The sequence below is a fragment of the Flavobacterium sp. J372 genome, from assembly GCF_024699965.1.
In the GTDB taxonomy this organism is placed as follows: domain Bacteria; phylum Bacteroidota; class Bacteroidia; order Flavobacteriales; family Flavobacteriaceae; genus Flavobacterium.
Genome location: NZ_JAJOMZ010000004.1, coordinates 3,077,783 through 3,102,123 on the forward strand (window position 1 = coordinate 3,077,783; position 24,341 = coordinate 3,102,123).

Consider the following 24,341-nt stretch of genomic DNA (forward strand, 5'->3'; position numbering starts at 1 on the left):
AATCCGTCACATCCGCATTACGGCCGTCAAGGGCTTAAAATCCCGTTCTCAGCATCTAACTTATGTCTTTGTGGAATATATCTGTCGAATTTAGTAAAAAAGGAGACACTACTTCCCCGCAATGAAATCTTTCAGGTAGTAAGGTTCAAAATAAGCGACATCTACAGTGTCGCTATTTTTATATCCGGCGTATGATAAAACACCCATTTGTGCCGCCGACGGAAAAAGAATCTCATCATGGTAAATGAACTTATTGGCTGTCAGCAAGGCTTTACATTTGGCAGCTCCGTCACCAACCAGGTGAAGCGGGCCATCAAATCCGGCAAAACTGTCTTCAGTAATTATCTCTGCTTCCGTATCCCTGATTTTAGTGTGACTATGACTAAAAGCTGCAGTATAAGCTTCCATCCTGCGGGCATCAATCATCGGAATGATAGAGCCATTTTCAGGCGATATGGCGTGAGCGAGCACCTCAAGGGTATCAACAGCTATCAGCGGAATATTTAGCGCATAGCAAAGCCCTTTTGCAGCTGAAACGCCTATGCGCAGCCCGGTATAAGAACCCGGCCCCATACTTACGGCAACGGCATTTAAACTTTTGTAATCAACACCAGCTTCCTTAAGAACATCTTCTATAAATACGTGCAGTTTTTCAGCATGGGTATAGCCTTCACCTGCATACTCTTTCAATGCAATGGTTTTACCATCTTTTGCAAGGCTTACAGAACAATTACGGGTTGCCGTTTCAAGATTGAGTATGTATGCCATTACTTTTTAGCCTCTCCCTGCTTTTTTACTTTGTCCCCCGGCTTCAGCTCTTTTGACACCAGCGTATATGGCCCGGTTATCACTTCATCGCCTTTTTTCACGCCTTTAAGCACTTCAATATTGGTATTGTCCTGTATACCCGTGGTTACTACGCGCAACTCTGCTTTATCGCCAACCTTCACAAATACGCATTCGTATTTCTTTTCGGCCACGGCATTTTCTTTGTTTTCAGGCTTAGGAGTATCTGTTGCAGGCTTTTTTGTGGCAGATGTATCTGTCTTCACAACAACTGAACTTATCGGCACAGCAATGATATTTTCCTTCCTCTCGGTAATGATGTCTACCGTAGCAGTCATACCCGGACGGAAAGGTGAGAAGTTTGCAGGTTTGCCTTTAGTCATATCTGCATAGCTATCCTTAAGTATGCGCACCTTAACCTTAAAGTTTGTTACCTGGTCGGCAGTTTGAGCAGCATTGGCAGAGTTAGATATACCGGTAACCACGCCTTTAAACTTGCGGCGCAGGTAAGCATCCACTTCAATTTCGGCTTCATCGCCAATTTCTATTTTCACAATGTCGTTTTCATTCACATCAACCTCTACCTCCATGTTGTTAAGGTCAGCCACGCGAAGAATTTCGGTACCGGCCATTTGCTGCGTACCCACTACCCTTTCGCCAAGTTCGGCGTCAAGCTTAGAAATGGTTCCGTCAACCGGAGAGTATATTGTAGTCCTGTTCAGGTTATCGCGCGCTTCAGTCACCGTTGCACCCGCACTCTGTACACTAAAGTAAGCCGACTGCTTGTTAGCCTGCGCCACTTCATAAGCTGATGTTATCTTATCCCATTCAGATTTTGAGATAACACCTTTTTCAAGCAGCTTTTTGTTACGGTCATAGTTTGCCTTTGCCTCTTTAAGCTGCGCATCAGCCTGGCTAAGCCCTGCCTTTGCAGTAGATAATGATGCAGCGCTGCGGCTCACTCCACTTTGGTACAGGTCAGGATTTACACGCACCAGCAGCTGGCCTCTTTTAACAGCCTGCCCTTCCTTTATCGGCAGCTCAATAATTTCACCCGATACTTCAGATGATATTTTAACCTCTACTTCAGGCTGTACCTTGCCCGTGGCGCTCACCACTTCGGTAAGCGCTATTTCTTTCACAATAGAAGTCTCAACCTGAAGGCCGGTGTCGTTATTGCCGATTGCACCTGTTTTCTTAAGTACAACAAGTAATATTATTACGGCCACTATGCCGCCCAGCAGGTAGTAAAGCGTTTTTTTAGACATGGTTATTGCTTATTATAGATTGGGACACCAAAGTAAAACTCAAGTATCTTCATCCGGAATATATAATCGTATTTTGTTCGAAGCACCTCACTTTTAGCATTTACCGAAAGTGTCTGCGCCTGGTTCAGGTCAAAAATATTAATAAGGCCAACTTCATAACGCTCACGTGCATAGTTTAGCGCACCTTCACGCGCCTCGCTCATTGCAATGGCAGCCTCGTAGGCTTTTTGTGCACCCTGCGCATCGGTGTAAGCAGTATACACGTTGGTTTCAAGATTTACTTCTTCTTGTGTAAGCGTTATCTTAGAACGGTCAAGCGCTATCTTGCGGCGCTCAACATTGTTTCGTACCGCAAGCCCGTTAAGTATTGGTATATTAAGTGAAAGCCCGAAGCTATGCCCTTTATTATCATCAAACTGCCTCCATATTGATTCAGGACGGCCTAGTATCGGCACAAAATTTTCAGTAAAAACCAGTTCACCGGTACTGCCCACAGTACCAATAGGCCTGAACGGGGTGCTTACGCTTTGCTGGTAATCCACTATCCTGTCGGCATAGGCAGCACGTGTGTTAAAGCTATAAAAACCTTGAAGCCTTGGCTGAAAAGCCCCCTTCGCCAGGAGTATATCACGCTCGGCAACCTCTACATCGGCTTTGGCAATTTTTACCTCGGTCCGTTCATTACGTGCTTTTTCATATATGGTTGACGGAGACTCGTTCATAATCCCGGTTGTGTCGAGAGGGTAGTCGCTGTCTTCGGTATCAAAATCCTGAAAATTTTCAAGCTGCATCAATTGTGCAAGAGAAAGTTTTGAGATAAGCAGTGCATTCTCAGCCTGTATGGTTTTCTGAAGATCTGTGGCAACGGTGGCTTTTACATCAAGCAAATCGCCTGCCGGTACAGAGCCTGCATCAACAAGGTCTTGTACACGCGCCTGCTGCTGCCTGTCAATTTCAAGCTGTTGCTGCTGCACCTTAAGATTCTCTTTGTTGAAGAGTATCTGCAGGTAGGCATTTGCAACATTAAGCGCCACATCTTCACGCATTTTTGTAAGGCGGTATTGTGCTGCGATAATAGAAAGGCTGGCACGTCGGGCACGGTGGTAGTTCTGCATGCCGTTGTAAATGTCAACCCCTACATTTAGCCCCGCTGATGTAAACTGTGTGGTCTGGTTCTCGAGCAAACCCGTGGTAATGTTCTGGTTAAGCCCCACGTTCCACGAGTGTGATGCCTGTGCAGTAGCTGAGGGCAAGTAAGCGCCGATAGCGTCTTTTCTGTCAACTTTTGCCAGTTTCTCATCAAGCATAGACAGCTGGATGGAGATATTTTTTTTCATCGCAAACTCAATGCATTCTTCCAAAGACCATTTTTTAGCCTGGGAAAATGACGGCAGGCCGGCTAACAATGCCACTGCCAGTAAAAAGAGCGCTTTAATCTTCATGTGAAAAATTCAAAGTGTTACAAAGGTATAAATTAATCCAACACTACAGCATAAGACTTTTAACCATTGAATATGTTACAATAAATCATAATTTTACACCGTAATAACTTTGTATGAAAAAGATTATTTTATTGCTATCTGCAATTATAATATATGGATGTGCCAGTACGGCAAAAAAATCGAAGCGCTAAAGCCCGAACCAAGCAATAATGCCCCTGTGGCCTTTGAAAGCGCAACATCTTTCATCAATATGCCGGTTACCATTGCCCTTGCAGATGTTGAAGGTCAGCTGAACAAGGCATTTCCGGGCCTGATGTATGAAGATAACAATGTAGAGGATGACAAGATTGCCATGAAGGTGTGGAAAACTGCACCGATAAGACTGAATGAAGAAAACGGCAGACTGATTTCGGTAGTTCCTGTAAAAATAAACGCGAAAGTTAAGTACGGAACATCAGCCATGGGTATTGATATGTATGATACCCGCGAGTTTGACCTGAACGCCATTGTGACCTTCAAGAGCAACGTTGGCCTTGTAAACTGGAAGCTGAATACTGAAACACAAATTGAAAACCTGGAGTGGCAGGAAAGCCCAACAGTTACAATTGCCGGTAAGAAAGTGATGATTACCTACGTGATAAACCCTGCGATAAAGCTTTTCAAATCAAAAATTGAAACCAGGCTTGACCAGGCACTCTCTAAAGCAGTGGATTTCAAGCCACAGGTACTTGACGCACTCGAAAAACTGAGCGCACCCATGCTTACCAGCCCGCAATATGAGGCCTGGTTTGCGCTGAATCCGCAAGAGCTTTATGTTACCGATGCAAAACTGGGCAAAAACCAGGTAACCATGAATATGGGCCTTAAGTGCAGTATGCAGACAACCATTGGCCAGCAGCCGAAGAGTAGCTTTAACCGCAATGCTATTGTCTTAAAGCCTGTAAAAGAAATGCCTGATAAGCTGAATGTAGTTGTGGCTGCTGTCTCAACCTATGAAAGCGCATCAAAAGTATTGACTAAAAATTTCCAAGGGAAAGAGTTTTCATCTGGCAGCAGGAAGGTTACTGTACAAAAAGTTGACCTGTGGCAAAAAGACAACAAGATGATCATTGCGCTTGATATGACAGGCAGTATTAACGGGACTATCTACCTTACCGGTTACCCCAACTACAATGCGGTTACAAAGGAAATTTATTTTGACCAGATGGATTATGTGCTGGACACCAAAAGTGTTTTGATGAGGACCGCCAACTGGCTTGCTGAAGGAATGGTATTGAAAAAAATTCAGGAAAGCTGCCGCTATTCTATAAAACCCAATCTGGAAGAAGGGCGCAACAACCTGCTGCCATACCTGAAGAATTATTCACCCATGCCGGGAATATTTATAAATGGAAAACTGGGCGAACTTGATTTTGAAAAGGTGCAGCTTACCAATAATGCCATTATCGCATTTATCAAAACATCAGGAACAATGGATGTAAAGGTTGATGGCATGAAATAATTAAGCCACCTCTTCTTGTTTTGCTTTTTTCTTTTTACGCGTACGGTAAATTGCATAGCCCACCAGGCCAATCAAAAGGTACGGGAACACCATAAGGTACATAATGCCGTCATTAACGCCTTCAGCCTTTATTGGCCCATTACTGTTTTCAAGCGCAGCACGGCACATAGCACACTGGGCATTAGCAGTAACTGAGGCAATAAGTAAAAATAATATTATGAGAAGCTTTTTCATTAGTGAATGTAATAAGGCGAGATCATAATATACACAATAACACCTGTAACAGCTACATACAGCCACATTGGGTAAGTTATGCGGGCAATCTTTTTATGCCGCTCAAAACTGCCTGCAATGCCCCGAACATACGTTATAAGCACAAATGGGATGATAACGATACTTAGCAAAATATGCGTAAGAAGTATAAAGTAATACAGGTAGCGCACATAGCCTGTTTTTGCTTTCTCGGCTTCATCAACTATAAGATTACCGTTGATATCTCCAAACTTAGTCTCAATGCTTGTCATGTGGTACGCTACATACATGGCAAGGAAACATACAGAAAGGAATATTGCAAACTTCATCAGTTTTTCATGTAATGTGCGATTACCTCTTCTTACCACCATTACTGCCGTTACCAAAACTATAGCTGTAACTGCATTTATGCCTGCATATATCGGCGGAAGAAAAGTAAGGGGCTTTACATCATAACCCAAGTCATGTAAGTTAACAGTAAACAATAGCGCTACCACAAGTGGTATGGCAATTGACAATACCACTATCCATTTGTTATACTTTGCCTCGGTAGTATTTTGAGTATCCATTATTCTTCAAGTAATTTCTTTATGTCTTCTTTTAATGCTTCCACGCCGGGCCTGTACTTACCGCTAAGGTCTTCTTCCATACCATCTTTATCGGCATAATTCAACCCCGAGTAATACATAATCGGGTTTCCGTTTTTGGTACGGCAGCGTATATTTCCGTATTTATCAATGAGGGCAAAAAGGCCGCTGTGCTCAAACCCGCCTGCCGCCTGCTTGTTTTCGCCTGCGTATATCTTAAAACCTTTATTGGCCAGTTTATAAATGTAGTCTTTATCGCCTGTAAGGAAATTCCAGTTTGGGGAAACCGCACCCAATTGCTGCGCATGTGCTTTCAACGCTTGCGCTGTATCATTAGCCGGGTCAATGGTTATTGATGCTATACCGAAATCTTTATAGGCATTGTAGCTTTCCTGTATATACAGCATGTTTTGGTTCATCACAGGACAGATAGATGGGCATGTTGCGAAAAAGAATTCAACCACGTACACCTTGCCTTTATAAAACTCATGCGTGATAGTCTTCCCGTCCTGATTTGTGAGGCGGAAAAAAGGGGCTTTGCCAACGGTAAACAAATCACTCTGCTTGCCCTGTACCACATTAAGGCGGTCATTCTTAACTACATCTTCATTCTTAATCCGGTCTACAATTTTAGGGATTGTAAGTATGCCGAACACCAGGATTATAAATGAAATGCCAATGTATGATTTGTTCTTCATTTAAATCTGTCTTTTGGTTTTGCCGTACTTTTTAAGAGCGAGCCTATACTCTGCCAGTATAACTTTTACATCATCGCCCATCTCGTTGTGCAGGTCAGCAGCCGAAATGGTATTGTACCCTTCTTTATACTCTATCTCCCCCTTCTTGTTAGCTCCTTTTCTTCCGCGCAGGTTAAGGTTCTTGTCAATGATGAAAACATTTGGCGTCCCGAGTTTTTCATCAAGCTTGCCTACAAGGTTAAGCGAGTCATAATATGCCTTTATTGCATCCGGCTCAGCAAAAACATAGTGCCAGCGCGACATATTGCTTATCTGGCTTAGCTTTTCCACAACTTCCTGAGCCTGTGCTTCACTTCCCTTAGGCGCCAGCATCACTACCTGGAAATCTTCAAACTCACGGTTTTTGTTATATATCTTCTGATCAAGGTTAAAGGCGTTACCCTGGTTGTAAACAATAGCCGTACCCGGGAAGCCTAATATGGTAATCTTGCCTTTAAGCCGGATTTTTTGCCCCGAAAGCGATGTGCTTTCAGGTAATTCTTTAATATTTTGGGTAACAACAGGAAGCTTCGCAAACTGGTTTACGCCCGATGCAAAAAGAGGTAAGCAACAATAGGAAGGGCAAATAAAACAAAAAGTACAAGCGACTTTTTCATGATGGAAAAATTACAGTGCAAAAATAAAAAAAGACGGTTGAATAACCGTCTTTTTTATAATTAATGTGCTAATTAGAACATCCATTTATAATGAGAGTTCTTAAACACTTCGAATATATAATCACCTTCTATCAGTATTATAAGTATAAGATAAAGAATAAGGAAAACAAGAGGCGCCACTATTGACCATCTGAAGTTTGCCTTTTCTCCTTCAAGGTGCATGAACGCCCACATAATGTAGTAGGCTTTTACCAGCGTAAGGATGATGAATATCCAGTTAAGCAGGCTCATGCGAAGGAAGTTGGTCATGTAAAGCGACTCGGGCTTAATGATACCCAATATAACCTCTACAATTGTTATTAATGAAAGGAAACCGAAAACAAGCCAGATCCTTTTTGTGTTTGATTCGTGTGTATGTGCCATGATGCTACAGCGTATTTTTTAATTAAACAAGGTAGAAGAAAGTGAATACAAATACCCACACAAGGTCTACAAAGTGCCAGTAAAGACCAACTTTCTCAACCATTTCATAACTCTTCCTCTTTTCATAAGTACCTAAAAGCACATTGAAGAATATCAGGATATTAATAAGCACACCTGAGAATACGTGGAAACCGTGGAAACCTGTTATGAAAAAGAAGAAGTTAGCAAACAGCTTATGCCCATATTCATTGCGTATAAGGTTAGCGCCTTCTACAACCATTGTTGCATCTTCAAGCCTTTTAAGAGATTCTTCGCGGCTAAGGATGGTTTTTCTTTTTATGCGCATCAAGTTTTTCAATCCTTACAAGGATGTTCGGATTAGCCTTAAAGCCTTCTACAACCTCTTCAAGGCTTACCGTAGGCATCGTTCCACCCTCGGCAAACCACACACCGTTACTTCTTTGTTTTTCAACAGATGTACTTGGCAGGTCGGCTGCAAAATCAGCAAGCTTTACCCTATTACCATTTGTATCTACAAACTGCAGGATATTACCACCCATTGTTTCTACTGCACCGTACTCACCCTTTATAAAGTTTTTCCATTCCCATGCCTGTGAGCCCACGAATATTAAACCTCCAATAATGGTAAGGAACATATAAATGGCAACTTTTGTTTTCTTCATCTGGTGGCCGGCGTCAACCGCAAGTACCATGGTTACTGATGAGAAGATAAGGATGAATGTCATTAACGCCACATAATACATCGGCGCATCAACACCGTGCATGAACGGGAAGTGGTTAAAAACCTCATCGGCAATTGGCCATGTCTCAATAAATTTAAACCTTGAGAAACCGTAAGAAGCAAGGAAACCTGAGAATGTAAGCGCATCAGACACGATGAAGAACCACATCATCATCTTGCCGTAGCTGGCTCCCATCGGCTCGTTTCCGCCGCCCCATGTTTTGCCTGTAGTAGTAGCTGTAGTAGTAACAGTCGCTGCCATATAGTGTTATTAGTTAAAAAGTTTTCAAATTTACATTTTTTTCTTTTAATAGAAATAAAAAAACAAAAACAGGTAAATCCACAAAATATCAAGAAAGTGCCAAAACATTGCACCCAGTTCTATACCAAGGGTTTGTGCAGGAGTGTATTTTTGTTTAAAATGATTATAAATTACAACAAGCAGTACAATAATTCCGGCAAACAGGTGGGCAAGGTGCATTATCGTTACAATGTAAAGGAATGACGTAGTCACGGTACTCTCAGAGCCTGTAAAGTAAAATCCGCTTTCAACAACCTGGCTGAAACCGTAAAACTGGGCTGCTACAAAAGCAATCCCTAATACCAATGTTGCAAGCAGCATAGCAGTTGTGTTGCTCCTGTTACCTTTTTTCATAGCTGTTTTTGCCATGTGAAAAGTAATACTGCTAAGCACTATAACAACCGTACTGATTATAAAGGCATCTGGCAGCTTAAAATCATTAAGCCAGTCACGGCGTGTAGTACTAACCACATAGGCACTGGTTAGGCCGGCAAACATCATAAACATACTCACCATTCCAAACCAAAGCAGCATCTTGTATGTTTTTGCTTTTCTCTCGTTATGTTCAGCAATTGACATTTCCATATCTTATCTAATAAATTTATCTAACACATATATAACCTGCAGCAGCGATATGTAGCTTACGCTCACCAGCATAAGCTTCCGTGCGGCCGGGCCATCCATTTTATTATACAATTTTACGGCATACACAAGCATCCAGAGCCCTGCCAGCAATACAAGCCCCGCCGAAACAAGACTCAGTTTCAGGTCTCCTGTATACCCGGTAGCAGGCAGTAATGATGCTATAATAAGCCATACTGTATAAAGTATAGTCTGCAATGCAGTTTTTTTATCTTTTTTGCCGGTTGGCAGCATAAAGAATCCGGCTTTCTTATAGTCATCATACAAAAACCAGCCAATAGCCCAAAAGTGAGGGAACTGCCAGAAGAATTGTATAAGGAAAAGCGTACCGGCCTCAATACCAAAATAATCTGTAGCCGCAACCCAGCCCAGCATAAAAGGTATTGCGCCCGGGAAAGCGCCTACAAATACAGAAAGCGGGGTGATTGTCTTTAGCGGGGTATATATGCTGGTGTATAAGAATATAGATACCGCACCAAACATGGCCGTTTTTGGGTTAATGCTGTACAGTATGGCAAGGCCTGCAAGCGTAAGGATTCCGCCAAAAATAAAGGCCGTACGTACCGACATTTTACCTGAAGGCACAGGGCGGTTTTTTGTCCTGTCCATCAAGGCGTCAAGGTCTTTTTCAATTATCTGGTTGAAAACATTTGAAGCCCCAACCATGCAATAGCCACCTAAAACGAGCATGATGAATGTTACCCAGCTAAAAGGATGTTCATCTGAAGTGCCAAGAAGATATCCTGCCGCAGACGAAAATACAACGCTGATGGCCAGCCTTGCTTTTGTAATTGCAACAAAATCAGTAAAAAACGATTTAGAGTGAGATGGGTTTTGCGAAGCGTCCAAGGTAATTTTCATTGTATTTCTTAGCCGGCGCAAAGATACTTGTAAAATGCAATGCAAGCAAAAAACAAGGTGTCTAAAAATAAAAAAAGATTTTTTTTATTTTTTCACGCAACCTTTTTCAGTTTTCGCATCTTATGTATATAACCAGTCATAAGGTTGTTTATTTAAATTGCTGCGAAAAAGAAAAATCGCGAAAAATTGCTATGAAAGAGAAGCCTTCCTGACGGGAGGCTTTTCTGCTTTTAATATCCTCCTGAGGCCGCTTCTCCAGCCGCAATAGCTTTTGCAGATGATGTGCCTATACGCTTCACGCCAAGCTGTATCATCTCAACAGCTTCCTCATAGCTCCTCACACCTCCTGAAGCTTTCACCGGCAAAGGGAAAGAATTTTCAAGCATTAACTTTATGGCTGCAACAGTAGCTCCGTTTGGCTTACCGTTTTCTGTTTTATAAAATCCGGTTGATGATTTTACGAACACATGATTGTAATCGTCCTCACAAAGGTGAGTGATTACACAGTTTTTAATTAGCGCACTCAGCTGAACAATTTCATGATCATCAAGTGCGGCAGTTTCTATTATCCACTTCACTATCTTACCATGTTTTCTGCCCAGGCGTGTACATGCTACAACCTGCTGCTTTACTTCAGCAATGTTGCCTGCTTTAAATGCTGTATAGTCAATTACAAAGTCAAGATCATCAGCGCCTTCTGCAATAGCCTTTTCAGCTTCGGCAAGTTTTTCTTCCAAAGGAGATTTACCTTCCGGAAAATCTATCACTGTCCCCACCAGAACATGTGATTTTGCATCATTAATCATTTGCTTAGCTATTGCCACCATATCAGGCCGGATCATGATAAGCTTAAAATTTTCTTCAATAGCTTCTGCCACTGCAGCTTTAACTACTTCTACATTTTCAGCGTCCGATAAGCCTGCCTGCTGTGCTGTTTTAAGGTATGTTGAATCTAAATATTGCCTAATATCCATAATTAAAAAAGAATCCCTCCTGAGAGGGATTATATTATCTTTTGGTGAAAAGCATTCTTAATACTATTACTGCCACTGCCGCACCCATAGTATTGGCAAGCGCATCTAAAACATCGCCGCTTCGGTTAGTTGTAAAAAAGGCCTGGCAAATTTCAATGATTATACCGTAAACAACCGCAAAGATAAATCCAAGCAGTATAGGCTTTTTTACCATAGGCCTTGTCCTGAAAAACAATACCCACAATACAGTAAAGCCAAAATAAAACACGCCGTGAAGCAGCTTATCTTTATTCGGTAAAGAAAATATTGAATCAGCCTCGCTAAATGTATCCATGCTTACCATACATGCCACCGTGATAATGGCAGTCCAGATAGCAGCCGGCCAGAAATATTTATTAAGCGCCAATTAGTTCTTTATATTGATCACTGCTAAGCAGCTCATTAATTTCAGAACTATCAGATATCTTTACTTTTACCATCCAGCCATCACCGTAAGGGTCGCTGTTTACCGTTTCAGGGCTAGATTCAAGAGAGTCGTTAAACTCAATAATTTCTCCCGATAGTGGCAGGAACAGATCACTCACTGTCTTCACAGCTTCAACCGTACCAAAAACTTCATCTTTATTAAGTGTCTGGTCAAGCGTTTCAACCTCAACGTATACAATGTCGCCAAGCTCGCGCTGTGCAAAATCTGTAATGCCTACGGTGGCTGTATCGCCATCAATCTTTACCCATTCGTGGTCTTTAGTGTACTTTAGTTCAGCCGGTATATTCATGTTAGTTTGTTTTTAGCAAATGTATGTTTTTATAAAAAATCCGAAAAGCTTTAATTATTATTAATTTCCAAAATTATATCTCAGCGTAAAGCCCGACCTTATGTTTGTAAGCGGGTAGGCTGTTGATATAACTGCTTTAGAGAAAGAATGGTCATAATAGAATATGGCTGAAAGGTTTTTGCTGAAGGCATACTGCGCCGTAAACTTAATAGACCATATGTCCTGCCCGCCGCCAAGCTGGTTATTATCATAATCAAGGTAGCGCACTATTGTTTCATTTTGCCTCCATGAAAAATTCAGTTTCATGTCAATATCACTCTTAATGGTATTGGTAGGGTTATCGGCCAGCCGTGAGTTTATCACAACATCTTTAAACCTGTAGCCAAATTCCATGATGTATTCGTTACCCTTCACCTCAGTAAGCAGGTTATTGTCAAAACTCATGTTAAGCGTCCTGTCTTTACGTACTTCGGCAAGCATTTTAAATGAATTTTTCATTTCAAAATCTACACGGATAAGCGGGTTAAACTGCTCGGCAAGGTTCACATTTGATATAATGTTCCTGTTATAGAAGTTACCTATACCGCCGTTATCCCTGCCGTTCGGGTTTTGGTCATACTCAAAGTTTGAGCGGTAGCTGTTAATGTTGTATGACGCCCTGTAGCCGCTTTGCAATGAAAAACGCTTAAATGTATCTTTAAACAATTTATAACGCATAAGCCCTGTGTATTTTACCACCCAGTTAGGCAGCGGCACATCGCGGAAAGGCCCCGTTTTCACATCGCCTGCATCTTGACCTGAATAGGCTGCAAGGAACGAAGGTAAAAGCACAGCCTGGCTATTGCGGCCAAAACCTACCGGATAACCTGCGTTTGCTGTTGCAAACTCACCCGTATCAACACCCGGGTCACCATATCTCGGAAAATCTGTAGTACCGTACTTTTCAGCTGCAAGCCTCTCGGCAATAACAAGACGGTTAGCCCTCATCTGGTCAAAAGCTTCAGAACTGTTTACATCACTCTTACTGAAAGCAGTTTTAATAAGGATGGTAGATATCTGGAAATTACCAAATTCATATGGCGAGCGCGAGTTATACTCTCTTGTAATTGGGTCAACATCATACTGCTCGCTATAGTTATTCTGGTAATTACGGTCAGCTGTAAGGTCAATCTTAAAATCAGGGAACAGGTCTACCGATGCGGTTACATTAAGCAGCCTTGTCCTTACCTGTGTAAAGTTCTGGTTGAAATCCTGATAGTTTGTAAGATAGCCGTTTCGCGCCGCTTCATACCTTACATCAGCGTCCTGGCTGCCAAGTACAAACCCTAATGTTGGCTTTGTAGTACCCAAAAATCCTACACCCGGCAGGAAGCCCGGCAGCTGCGTACCATTAGTTTCTGAGTATTTAACCTGTATATTTTTAACGCTGGTTGCTACGCCTATAAGCCCATTTACCCACATATTACCTTCTTTTGCAGGCGCCTGGTTAGATGTTATTTTCTCTCCCGGTTTAGGTGCAGCCTTTGGCGGTGCGTTCTTGGCAGCCGGCTTCTTAGCAGTAAGGCCTATGTATTTGTAGAACAGGTCCATATTGAACGCCGTGTTCAGCTCGTGTGAATTGGCATTTTGTATGGTATTACCCAGGCTGTACTCAATACCATCATCAACTATAAACGCCAGTGCGTCGCTTGAACGCTGCCAGTTATAGGTATTCCTATATGTATAAACAGGCTTTATGAAAGCGAATACAGGCAGTTTATTTATAGGCACATCATAATTTACCGTGAACTGCTGTGCATGTGTATTGGCCTCTCCCGTATTCCAGAAATCCTGCCATACGGTATATTCTTCAATAGGCCTGTTGTCTTCATCCAGGTAGTTCCTTACAATATTGCTGGTAGCAACAGTGTAGTTGAATTTAATAGCCTTTGTAACGTTATAATTGAAGCCATACTGGTAATTAAAGAAATAGTTTCTCCTGTACAGCGGGCTTATCGGGATACCTTCCACATCAACATTCCTGAACTGCTGCCTGTTGAACTGCCTTAGGATATTGCTGCTGAAAGTGATGTTTGACGGCAGGTAATTAAAGTTGAAATCGCTTATCGGCTTCCAGTAACCGCTCTTTTTAAAGAACTGCGACTTGCTGAAAGGTTCCACCGGCTTTGGCTGGAAGGTATAATTATAATCTGCCGATGCCCTTACCTGCTGGTCAAGTAGGCTCTCGATCTCATAATCATGGTGCTGCGTCTCATTGTAAGAGTACGAGAGCGTAATATTTTCAGGATCATATACATGTGCCTTCTGTTCAGGGCCGCGTTCTTTCTTAACTCCTATAAAATTGATGCTTGTACGCTTGGTATAGTCTATAGCCCTGTCTCTCAGGTTTTCACGTGTAGCTTCATCCTGGGTTACATCCAGTAGCTGGTCAAGGCGTACATCCTGCTGGAAAGGGTCATATTCCGGAGTAATTATCTCCTCACCCACCCCATAGTTAAATGGCAGGTTAATACCCCACTTTTTCGGCAGTAGCTTGCCCAGGCTGAAGTTGGTTACGATATCATACTGTACCACATCTTCACGGCTGCGCTCATTAGGCGCCTGCTCAACCGTACCAAAGCCTATTGTGCTCATACGCCCAGTGGCAGATATTGTTGCAAAATCGGCAAAATTGGTATCCATGCTCGCAACAGCTGCCATACCGCCTTTATTATCCATATCACTAAGGCGAAGCTCATTAAACCATACCTCCCCGCGAAGGTTGCGTGCATCGCTCGCGCCTCTGATATAGTTATTCTTAACGCCCAGCATAAGCGTACGCACAAGGCCAAAGTTAGGGTTACCCCTTATACCAATCCTCATGTCGGCATCATCCACACCAAGGTCTGTGGCATTTACAAACACGATACCGTTTTCATCGGGCGGCACGGGCGCTGTACCCTGCAATACCATAATTTTCAATCTTGTAAGTGCATCAAGGGGTACGGTTATCTCGTTTTCAGCCGGCCATATCCGTTCAGGCTGGGTTTCTCTGAATGCTGTTATCTTCAGCCTTTTTTCAATCTGGTAGAAGTTATCTGTAAAGTCGTTACCTATCCTCAGGAAACCGCTCATCTCATCATTGCGCAAACCATTAATTTCCGGCACTTCAGGAGTTACCCTGTCAGGCAGCGGCTCAGCATGAAGAAACATCCTAATCTTTTTGTACTGGCGCATATCAACATTCACGTTTTTAAATACCGCACGTGAATCTTCAGGCTCAAGGCCGGCATCAGACGAGCCGTCACCTGAATATACTCTTAGTGAAAGCGCCTGTTCATTCTGGTTGATAATTGCATTATTGTTATACAGCTGCTCACGCTGCACACCCGGAGGCGATACATAACGTATAGGCTGGCGGTCGCCGTTTTCCTGAATGTTTATAGCAATGGCATCAAACCCTGTCGGGTTGGTAGCATTGGTTGCATCATCTTCATTGGGGTCAAGTGAGTTGGCATATCTCCTGAATTCTCCCCTAACCAGGTCAAGCGCACCGAAACGAAGCGTAACATCTCGGCGGAAACCATCCATTATAAGCCTCATAAAACGTACGGAACGTATGCTGCTGATGCCTCCCACGGCCGGGTGTGTGGCAGCATCGATAGGAATTTTATACAATAGCCACCTTACAGGCGTTTGTCCAGGCGTTCCACCTGTACCTGCGTTGCCTGATACCGGCCTGGTCTGTTCTTTAACATCTACAATAAAGCCCTGCCCTGCCTGTTGGTTTGGCGCAATAGGTATACGATACCTGTAGTAGGCATCTATTGTATTCATGGTATTATCACGGTTAATATCTTCCGTATCAGGAAGCGTGGTATTACCGCGATTATCACTGCCTACATCAACAGGAGAATTGCCCTGTGTACCATTATAGTTCTTATACCTGTCAAGCACATTTCCGCCTGCAGCAAGGAAAAACTGGTAGTTATCTCCTGCAGGGTCATCATAACCCGCAAAATCGGTATAAGCCGCAGCTTCTTCAGCATCGCTCAAACCATCAAGGCCAACATCCTGCACCGTACGGTTACCGCCATCTGTATCAAAAGCATATATAAGCGACTGTGATACCGGCAGCTTACCCCATACTGTTGTAAATGTAGGCTGGGTGCCGCCTGCTGTTGGCAAGCCGTTCTCATATTGCTTGCGGTTATCCTTCAATATATCTTCGCTTATCTCGCCAAGGTTTATTTCAAGGAAACCTGTATTATCTGCCGCTATCGCATCGCCCTGGTTGCCCACATACGGGTCCATCATCCAGAACTGTATGTACTCAACGTTTGTCTGCTCAAAGTTAGTAGAGTTTACCGGGCGCATAATACCCCCCCAGTTATTTACTGCCTGTGCCTCAGTAAAGCCATTGGTAGCGGCAGCGAGAGGATTGAAGTTATACGGACCCCCTTTCCTGCGGGAAATAGCTAAGATCTAGTGTATTGATAACCGTTGTCTGCCCCGGCACAACATCCGTTACAGGATACAGCTCTTCATAATAAATACGCCTGGTGCGGTTGCTTGATATATCATCGTTTGAAATACCCGAAGGCCTGTTGCCATCTGTATAGAAAATGGGGTCTATGCTGTACCACGCCAGCTTTGCCCTGTTGTAACCGTAGCTAAGGTCATTAGTTGGCGGAACGCCTCCTGCAAATAAGCTTGCCGGTGTGCTCGAGAGGTACCATGATTGCGCAGAACGCATGTCAATTGTGGTTTGTGAGCCTTCAAAGTCATCTACATAGGTTGTAGCTTCACCGTTGAACTGGTCGGCTTTTGATGCACCCGGCTTAAGGTATGCCACTTCGCCGCGGAAAGAGAAGTTTGAAGGTACATCAGTATCTACATTCGGCAGCTTGTTCACTAGCCTTGTGAAGAAAGGTACTTCTGTAGAATAAATTGTATTGATGCCGAATATGGTATTGTTAACCGACTCCTGCCCGTAGTTTGTTTTTTGCGTGAAAGGCCTTTCGCTCATGTTGAGCAATGTTGCCCCGACAAGGAATTTATCAGTAAACTTATGCTCTACATTAAAGCCCATGAAGCGGCGTGTCTGCTGTCCGAAAACTGCATTGTTCTCTACAGACACTTCAATGGGTGTGTTTGATGCCTGTAATGATGGGTCAAGTATCTGCACACGGCCTATCTGGTAATTCACGGTATAGTCAACCCCCTCAACAAGCACACGACCACCGGCCGTAACCACAACAGAGCCCTGCGGAATGTTGAATGCGCCAAGCGATATACCATCACCCCCTGTAGATTTAAAGCGGCCCCTCAGCTGGAATTTGTTTTTTTCGCTATCCTGCAATGCATCCGCCTGAGTGCTTTGGTACATGCTGCGGTACACATAACGCTGCTGGTTGGGGTTATACGTTATTTCGTTTGCAGCATCATAATCTTCTGTTGGTGATGTACGAAGCCTATCAAACAGGTATTCACCAAAAGGTTCCACCGTTGTAAATATCATGCGCCCGTTCTGGGTATCAATGGTAAGGCCCGGCACAAAGTCAAAGAAACCATCACCGCCTTCCTGCGGGTCATTGGTATAGTTTAGGCGGTCAACGTTGAACACACGCAAAAGCGGCGTATCTGCCACGCCTTCAGGCAATGATGTAGCAGGTGGCGCAGGTGTAATATAATTTAATGGAGACGGATCGGTATACAAGATATTGAACCTGAAGTCTTCCTGAGACAATTGGAACGCTCCCGGTATTACGTAAATGTTTTTCATCATAAGGTCCCAAACAGGCTCTTCCACATTTACAAGGCTGCTCTTAAGCATCTTCAGGATAAGGCTCTTAGTAGAAACATTAGTTGGCTGTTGAGGATTACCAGGGTTGCCGGGTGCCTGGCCTTCTACAACCGTAGCATCAACACCATCATTGGCAAATTCACCCACTTGGTATACCTGGTCGCCTACGGTATACTGGTACGCAACAGCAAGCACTTCATCATTGCTCAGCCTTTGGTTAAGCGATATGTACCCCAGCTGCGCATGATAAGTAAATTCATTTGCTGTAAGCTTTCGTGCGTTTTCAAGCTTTGAATAGTCACGCCCTTCGGCAACACCTGTAAGGCCCGGGAAACTGCTGTTGCCAACAGTTACAATTTCACGTACTGTCGGGCTAAGGAAACTGCCCGGCTGGCCTATACGTTCAGGGTCAAGGCCGTTATTGCTATTATCGGGAAACAAGTTAAAGTTCGGGTTGGAAAAAAATCCGGCAGGCTCAACAGGATTAGCAAAACCTACGGCCTCGGGAGTAATATTCTGGCCTGTATCGCCATCAATGGTAGACCTTGTAATCCGGCTTTCACCTAAATCCTGGAGTGCAAGAATGTTACGTGAGTTATTATCCTGCGGGTTTATCCTGTTCTGCCTGTTGGTAACCCATACTTCAATACGCGTTATCTGTACCCGGCTTGATATAAACGGATAGTTTTTAAGGGAAGCATCATACTGGTTACGGAAATACTGCGAAAGGAAAAAGTGCCTGTCGGCATCATAGTCAAGCCCAAAAATAGAGAAATCCTGAACAGTGCCTCCTCCTTGTGCCGTAACGGTTTTGGTTTGTGATTTTTGTTCTGAGAAGATACCGGTGAATGTGGTTTTACCAAACTGCATTTGCACCTTGGCGCCAAAAAGGCTCTGTGCTCCACGTATTAATGAATTTGAAAGCGGGAAACTTACGTTACCCACTTCAATTTTCTGTAGGATATCATCTTCTGTCGGGGTATATTCAAGCTTGATAAGATTCTGGAATGCAAAAGTAGACTCAGTATCGTAATTGGCAGTTACTGCAAGCCTTGTACCTACTTTACCCTGAAGACTCATGCTGATACGCTGGTCAAAATCAAACGTAAAAGTCCGCCTGTTTCGAGGCGAAAGCGATGGGTTATCCTGCTTGGTATAACGGATACCGAGATCAAGCTCAACGGAACCTGTAGGTTTCACATCTATAGTATTACCTCCGAATATCGTCTCAAAAAACCCGGAGTTGACGTAATATCGCGGAAGCAAGTTTTTCTGTGCGGCTTCACTGCCTGCCTTTTGCCCATCCATCGCGCTTGATTTTTCCTGGAAATAATCACGCATAGATTCACGCAGTACAAGCTCTTCGTATTGCTCGGGAGTTAAGATTATTGGGTATGTAATGTTGAAACCATCAAAAGTTTCAGTGTAAATGTAGCGGTTGGTATTGGGGTCATAAGTATATGCCTCAACAATACTCCGCGGATTGCCAATATTCACCTGCCCATTGGTATAACCTTTTACCGTATCCTGGGCTTTTTGTGCGGCCTCTTCTTCTTCATCAACCTGCGCCTGCATAGTCATCCCCATGAATAGGAATAACGCCGAGATGATATATTTAAGCTTTATGGTAAAGTTTGTAGCGTAATCTGTTCTCAAAGATTATAAATTTTTTAATGCCTGCTTTATCATCATTTCAACATTGGCTGCCGGGTTATCCTTCAGCACCTTCTCTAAAGCTTTTTCTGCTAATTTTTTGTTAAATCCTAATACCTCCAACGCTGATAACGCTTCATCCCTGTTTGTATTGTAACCCGGCGCCGAAACTTCTTCCAAATCATAGAGTTTTAACACTTTATCCTTCAGGTCAAGTATCACGCGCTGGGCGGTCTTTGCACCAATACCCTTGATGGCCTGGATAGCCCCTGCATTTCCTGAAGCTATAGCGCTAATAACCTGCCTTGGCTCAAGTGATGAAAGCATTGTCCTGGCTGTGCCTGCCCCGACTCCAGAAACAGAAATAAGCAGTTTAAATAACTCCCGCTCAGCCTTTTCAGTGAAGCCGAAAAGTGTATGAGCGTCTTCTTTTATCTGCAGATAGGTATACAATTTCACGCTTTCAGAATCTGGCAGCAACGAATAGGTATGTAAGGAAATATTAACCTGATAGCCCACCCCGTTGCAGTCTATAACTATCTCTGTAGGTGATTTTTCAACCATCCTTCCCTGAAGATGTGCTATCATAAATTTTTATTAAATGCTTCCAAAAATAGTAAAATTCTTTTACCGATTGCTATTCTGGTTTTTTTGACATACGGAAGCGCTTTTCTTTCTCCTGCGCATCAACAACCGCAACGGCAGCCATGTTTACCATTTCTTCAACACTTGCTCCCAGCTGGAAGATGTGCACAGGCTTATCCATACCCAGCATTATTGGGCCGATAGATACCGATTTATCAAGTTCCTTTAGCAATTTATATGTAATATTTGCAGCTGCAAGATTCGGAAAAATAAGGGTATTCACTTTTTTACCTGAAAGTTTTGAGAACGGGAATTTATCGCTCAACATTTCGGCGTTCAGGGCAAAGTCGGCCTGTATTTCACCGTCAACTATCAGGTCAGGATAGTTTTGGTGAAGGTAATCAACCGCCTCACGCACTTTTACTGCATTTTTATCTGATGATGAGCCAAAGTTTGAGAATGACACCATAGCCACAACCGGCTCCATACCAAATAAACGTACTGTACGCGCTGTCATCAGCGCAATCTTGGCAAGGTCTTCAGCGGTTGGGTCCGGGTTTATCGCGGTATCTGACAGGAAAATGGGGCCGCGGTTGGTCATCATCATATTGGTTGTAGCAATGCGTGTCACCCCGGGTGCTTTGTCAATAAGCTGCATTATCGGCTTCACAGTTGTCGGGTAACTGCGTGAAAAACCGGTAACCATAGCATCTGCATCGCCTTCGTTCACCATCATTGCTGCAAAATAGTTACGCTCGCGCATCCATTTTTGCGCATCAAGCAACTGTACCCCACGGCGTTTCTTTTTATCATAAAACACCTGCGCATAGTGGTTCCGGCGAGTATTTTCTTCGTCAGTCTTAGGGTCAATTATTGTAACTTCCCCCTCAAAATCAATCTCCTTCTTAAGCTCTTCAATAGTTTCCTTATTACCCAGAAGTATTGGTATGCCTATCTTCTCCTCCATCACGATTTGTGCTGCTTTCAACACAGGCAAATGGTCAGCTTCAGCAAAAACAATACGTTTAGGGTCAGTCTTGGCACGGTTGGTGAGCAGGCGTACCATCTTATTATCATTGCCAAGGCGGTTCAGTAATTCCTCAACATACGAATCCCAATCGTTTATCGGCCTCCTTGCCACACCCGAATCCATTGCGGCACGGGCCACAGCAGGAGCTACAACCGTAATCAGCCGCGGATCAAAAGGTTTAGGAATAATATAATCGCGCCCGAAATTAAGCTTTGTTTCACCATACGCAATGTTCACCTGTTCCGGCACAGGGGCTTTGGCAAGTTCAGCCAATGCCGAAACCGCAGCCATTTTCATAGCTTCGTTTATTTTAGTGGCACGTACATCAAGCGCACCACGGAAGATATACGGGAAGCCGAGTACGTTATTCACCTGGTTAGGATGGTCACTGCGGCCTGTTGCCATAATAACATCTTCTCGGGTTGCCACTGCAACGTCATAATCAATTTCAGGCACCGGGTTGGCCATTGCAAAAACAATCGGGTTGGCATTCATACTTTTCAGCATTTCAGTAGTCAGGATATTGCCAACAGACAGCCCCAAAAAAACATCAGCGCCTTTAATAGCCTGGCTAAGCGTAACCGCTTCACCATCTTTTGCATATTTCAGCTGGAGGTCGCTCAGGTCGGTACGGCTGCTTACCAGCATACCGTCTTTATCAAACATTATGATGTTTTCGACTCTAACTCCCAAAGCAATATATAAGTTAGCACATGCAAGCGCGGCAGAACCTGCGCCAGACACTACTACCTTTACCTCATCAATATATTTTTCAGCAAGTTCCAGCGCATTTAGCAATGCAGCTGATGATATAATTGCAGTACCGTGCTGGTCATCATGCATCACCGGAATGTTCAGTTCCTCAACAAGCCGGCGCTCGATTTCGAATGATTCCGGAGCCTTGATATCTTCAAGGTTGATACCGCCAAAAGTAGGCGCGATTGCTTTCACTGTCTCGACGAATTTATCAATATCAGTAGCATCTACTTCAATATCAAAAACATCAATGCCTGCAAATATCTTAAACAGCAAACCTTTACCTTCCATCACAGGCTTAGACGCTTCCGGCCCAATATCACCCAGACCAAGCACGGCTGTACCATTTGATATTACGGCAACAAGGTTGCCTTTTGCGGTATATTTATAAACTTTGTCGGTATCTTTTGCAATTTCAAGGCAGGGCTCTGCAACACCGGGAGAGTAGGCAAGCGAAAGGTCGCGCTGTGTGGCATAAGCCTTGGTCGGTACTACCTGTATTTTTCCGGGTTGTGGTTTTGCGTGGTATAAAAGCGCCTCGCGGCGTTTACTGTACTGGTTCATTTTTACATCATTATTTTCACGAACCCACAAAGTTAAACCTATACCTGTAATTCAGAAACTTTTAACAGTAAAGTTTTCAGCCGTTGCCAAATTCCATAACAGCTATTTCAAGAAACTGATATTCCGTTTAAGCCCCTCAAACTTTGTCCTTTTCACGGCTGAATTTTTAAACACAGCCCTAAAAGTATCTTCAGTAATTTCTTCCCAGTCTTTTTTGGAAAGAGACATCAAATCAGGATGCGGATTAAACAGCGGTTCAGCATGCGGCTTACTGAAGCGGTTCCAGGGGCATACGTCCTGGCATACATCACACCCAAATGCCCAATCGTCGAATTTGCCTTTCATCTCTTCCGGAAGATTATCTTTCAGCTCAATAGTAAAGTAAGATATGCATTTACTGCCGTCAACCACGTAAGGCTGGATGATAGCCTGTGTAGGACACGCATCAATACATGCGGTACAGCTGCCGCAATGGTCGGTTACAGCATGGTCATGCTCCAGTTCAAGATCAACAATAAGTTCAGCAATGAAGAAAAAAGAGCCTACCTGTTTGCTCAAGAGGTTACTGTTTTTCCCTATCCAACCGAGTCCGCTTTTGGCTGCCCAGGCTTTGTCAAGTATCGGAGCACTATCTACAAACGCCCTGCCCCCCTACCTCACCGATATTTTCGTTGATGGAATGCATTAGTTCCTTAAGCTTTTCTTTAATAACAAAGTGATAATCCTGTCCATAGGCATACTTTGAAATCTTGTAAGTACCTTCTGTTTGCTTTTGTTCTGGATAATAATTAAGCAATAGCGAAATCACGCTTTTAGCTCCCGGCACCAGCAACGTCGGGTCGAGCCGCTTGTCGAAGTAATTCTCCATATACTGCATTTGGCCATGGCGGTTTTCATTAAGCCATATTTCAAGTCTTGGAGCTTCTTCTTCCAAAAATCCTGCACGGGAAACACCACATGATAAAAAGCCGAGGCGTTTGGCTTCGGCTTTTATGAAATCTGTATATTTCTGTTTATTGTCAATCAAAACAATCCGCCTTGAATATTATGCTTTATCCTTCCTAAATGTTTATAAGCCTTTTCCGTTACTTCCCTGCCTCTTGGTGTCCTTATAATGAATCCTTCCTGAATGAGGAACGGTTCATACACCTCCTCTATTGTTTCACCGCTTTCAGACACTGCTGTCGCAAGTGTTGAGAGTCCAACCGGCCCGCCTTTAAATTTATCGATAATGGTGGTAAGGATGCGATTGTCCATTTCATCAAGTCCGTGGGCATCCACGTTCAATGCCTTAAGTGAATATTTTGCAATCTCAATGTCTATCTTTCCATTGCCTTTTATTTGGGCGAAGTCACGCACACGCCGCAAAAGTGCATTGGCAATACGCGGCGTACCACGGCTGCGGCCTGCAATCTCAATAGCCGCTTCCATGGTAATCGGCATTTTTAATATCATCGAACTGCGCTGTACAATTGTAGTCAAAAGCTCTGTTGTGTAATACTGCAGCCTGCTTGATATTCCGAAACGTGCCCGCATCGGCGCCGTAAGCAAACCTGAGCGTGTAGTGGCGCCAACCAATGTAAATGGATTCAGGCCTATTTGCACCGAGCGTGCATTAGGACCACTTTCAATCATGATGTCTATCCTGAAATCTTCCATGGCTGAGTATAGATACTCTTCTACCACAGGGCTAAGGCGGTGAATCTCGTCAATAAATAAAATATCGCGTTCTTCAAGGTTTGTGAGAAGCCCTGCAAGGTCTCCCGGCTTATCAAGCACCGGGCCTGATGTAATTTTTATGCCCACACCCAGCTCATTTGCCAGGATGTTGGCAAGGGTTGTTTTACCCAAACCGGGAGGGCCATGAAATAGCGTATGGTCGAGCGCCTCACTGCGAAGGTTAGCTGCCTGTACGAATATCTTCAGGTTTTCCAATACCTGGTCCTGACCCGTAAAGTCATCAAATGAAAGCGGCCTGAGTTTCTTCTCAAGGTCAAGCTCTTCAAGATTGTAGCTCTTATTTGTGGGATCCAGATTCTCGTTCATGCCACAAATATAG

At 43.6% G+C, this 24,341-nt stretch carries 17 protein-coding genes and 3 pseudogenes; 1 reads left to right on the forward strand and 19 read right to left on the reverse strand.

Annotated features, from left to right (window positions below; genetic code table 11):
• Positions 1-108 precede the first annotated feature (108 nt).
• The 3 genes from tsaB to LRS05_RS15165 are packed head-to-tail and all read right to left on the reverse strand — an operon-like array spanning position 109 to position 3,496.
• Positions 109-768, reverse strand: coding sequence for a tRNA (adenosine(37)-N6)-threonylcarbamoyltransferase complex dimerization subunit type 1 TsaB (gene tsaB, locus LRS05_RS15155; protein ID WP_257869085.1), 660 nt, complete (start codon positions 766-768; stop codon positions 109-111).
• Positions 768-2,054: an efflux RND transporter periplasmic adaptor subunit gene (locus LRS05_RS15160; RefSeq protein WP_257869086.1), complete on the reverse strand. Its 1,287-nt coding sequence runs from the start codon at positions 2,052-2,054 to the stop codon at positions 768-770. The genes tsaB and LRS05_RS15160 overlap by 1 nt, the downstream gene beginning before the upstream one ends.
• A gap of 2 nt (positions 2,055-2,056) precedes the next feature.
• On the reverse strand, positions 2,057-3,496 hold the full coding sequence (locus LRS05_RS15165; protein ID WP_257869087.1) for a TolC family protein: 1,440 nt from the start codon (positions 3,494-3,496) through the stop codon (positions 2,057-2,059).
• 109 nt (positions 3,497-3,605) lie between these two features.
• Here LRS05_RS15165 and LRS05_RS15170 point away from each other — a divergent pair, with 109 nt between their 5' ends.
• Positions 3,606-4,997, forward strand: coding sequence for a DUF4403 family protein (locus tag LRS05_RS15170; protein WP_257869088.1), 1,392 nt, complete (start codon positions 3,606-3,608; stop codon positions 4,995-4,997).
• Here LRS05_RS15170 and LRS05_RS15175 read toward each other — a convergent pair whose 3' ends face one another.
• The 16 genes and pseudogenes from LRS05_RS15175 to ruvB form a co-directional block, all read right to left on the reverse strand.
• Entirely contained in the window at positions 4,998-5,231 is a 234-nt protein-coding gene (locus LRS05_RS15175; protein WP_257869089.1) for a hypothetical protein, read from the reverse strand.
• Complete coding sequence (locus LRS05_RS15180; RefSeq protein WP_257869090.1) at positions 5,231-5,818, reverse strand: DUF420 domain-containing protein; 588 nt, start codon at positions 5,816-5,818, stop codon at positions 5,231-5,233. The genes LRS05_RS15175 and LRS05_RS15180 overlap by 1 nt, the downstream gene beginning before the upstream one ends.
• Positions 5,818-6,534 (reverse strand): SCO family protein, encoded by a 717-nt coding sequence (locus LRS05_RS15185; RefSeq protein ID WP_257869091.1) that lies wholly within the window; start codon positions 6,532-6,534, stop codon positions 5,818-5,820. The genes LRS05_RS15180 and LRS05_RS15185 overlap by 1 nt, the downstream gene beginning before the upstream one ends.
• Positions 6,535-6,906 (reverse strand): hypothetical protein, encoded by a 372-nt coding sequence (locus LRS05_RS17375; RefSeq protein WP_308224949.1) that lies wholly within the window; start codon positions 6,904-6,906, stop codon positions 6,535-6,537. It abuts the gene before it with no gap.
• Between the two features lie 356 nt (positions 6,907-7,262).
• Positions 7,263-7,613: a cytochrome C oxidase subunit IV family protein gene (locus LRS05_RS15195; RefSeq protein WP_257869092.1), complete on the reverse strand. Its 351-nt coding sequence runs from the start codon at positions 7,611-7,613 to the stop codon at positions 7,263-7,265.
• A gap of 22 nt (positions 7,614-7,635) precedes the next feature.
• Positions 7,636-8,617: pseudogene (locus LRS05_RS15200) on the reverse strand (cytochrome c oxidase subunit 3).
• Positions 8,618-8,662: 45 nt separating this feature from the next.
• Entirely contained in the window at positions 8,663-9,241 is a 579-nt protein-coding gene (locus tag LRS05_RS15205; RefSeq protein WP_257869093.1) for a cytochrome c oxidase subunit 3, read from the reverse strand.
• Positions 9,242-9,244: 3 nt separating this feature from the next.
• On the reverse strand, positions 9,245-10,147 hold the full coding sequence (gene cyoE, locus LRS05_RS15210) for a heme o synthase (protein WP_257869285.1): 903 nt from the start codon (positions 10,145-10,147) through the stop codon (positions 9,245-9,247).
• Positions 10,148-10,389: 242 nt separating this feature from the next.
• Positions 10,390-11,133 carry a deoxyribose-phosphate aldolase gene (gene deoC / locus LRS05_RS15215; protein ID WP_257869094.1) on the reverse strand — a complete coding sequence of 248 codons (744 nt, stop codon included), beginning with the start codon at positions 11,131-11,133 and terminating at the stop codon, positions 10,390-10,392.
• A gap of 34 nt (positions 11,134-11,167) precedes the next feature.
• A complete protein-coding gene (locus tag LRS05_RS15220) occupies positions 11,168-11,539 on the reverse strand; it encodes a VanZ family protein (RefSeq protein WP_257869095.1) in 372 nt (123 codons plus the stop codon).
• Complete coding sequence (gene gcvH / locus LRS05_RS15225) at positions 11,529-11,909, reverse strand: glycine cleavage system protein GcvH (RefSeq protein ID WP_257869096.1); 381 nt, start codon at positions 11,907-11,909, stop codon at positions 11,529-11,531. The genes LRS05_RS15220 and gcvH overlap by 11 nt, the downstream gene beginning before the upstream one ends.
• Positions 11,910-11,969: 60 nt before the next feature.
• A pseudogene (gene sprA, locus LRS05_RS15230) lies at positions 11,970-19,281 on the reverse strand (cell surface protein SprA).
• A gap of 72 nt (positions 19,282-19,353) precedes the next feature.
• The gene (gene ruvA / locus LRS05_RS15235; protein WP_257869097.1) at positions 19,354-19,935 is read right to left on the reverse strand and encodes a Holliday junction branch migration protein RuvA; all 582 of its coding nucleotides are present in this window, start codon (positions 19,933-19,935) and stop codon (positions 19,354-19,356) included.
• Positions 19,936-19,984: 49 nt separating this feature from the next.
• Entirely contained in the window at positions 19,985-22,282 is a 2,298-nt protein-coding gene (locus tag LRS05_RS15240) for an NADP-dependent malic enzyme (protein WP_257869098.1), read from the reverse strand.
• A gap of 102 nt (positions 22,283-22,384) precedes the next feature.
• A pseudogene (queG, locus tag LRS05_RS15245) lies at positions 22,385-23,309 on the reverse strand (tRNA epoxyqueuosine(34) reductase QueG).
• Entirely contained in the window at positions 23,306-24,328 is a 1,023-nt protein-coding gene (gene ruvB, locus LRS05_RS15250) for a Holliday junction branch migration DNA helicase RuvB (protein WP_257869099.1), read from the reverse strand. Before ruvB ends, queG begins: the two are co-directional and overlap by 4 nt.
• Positions 24,329-24,341: the final 13 nt, after the last annotated feature.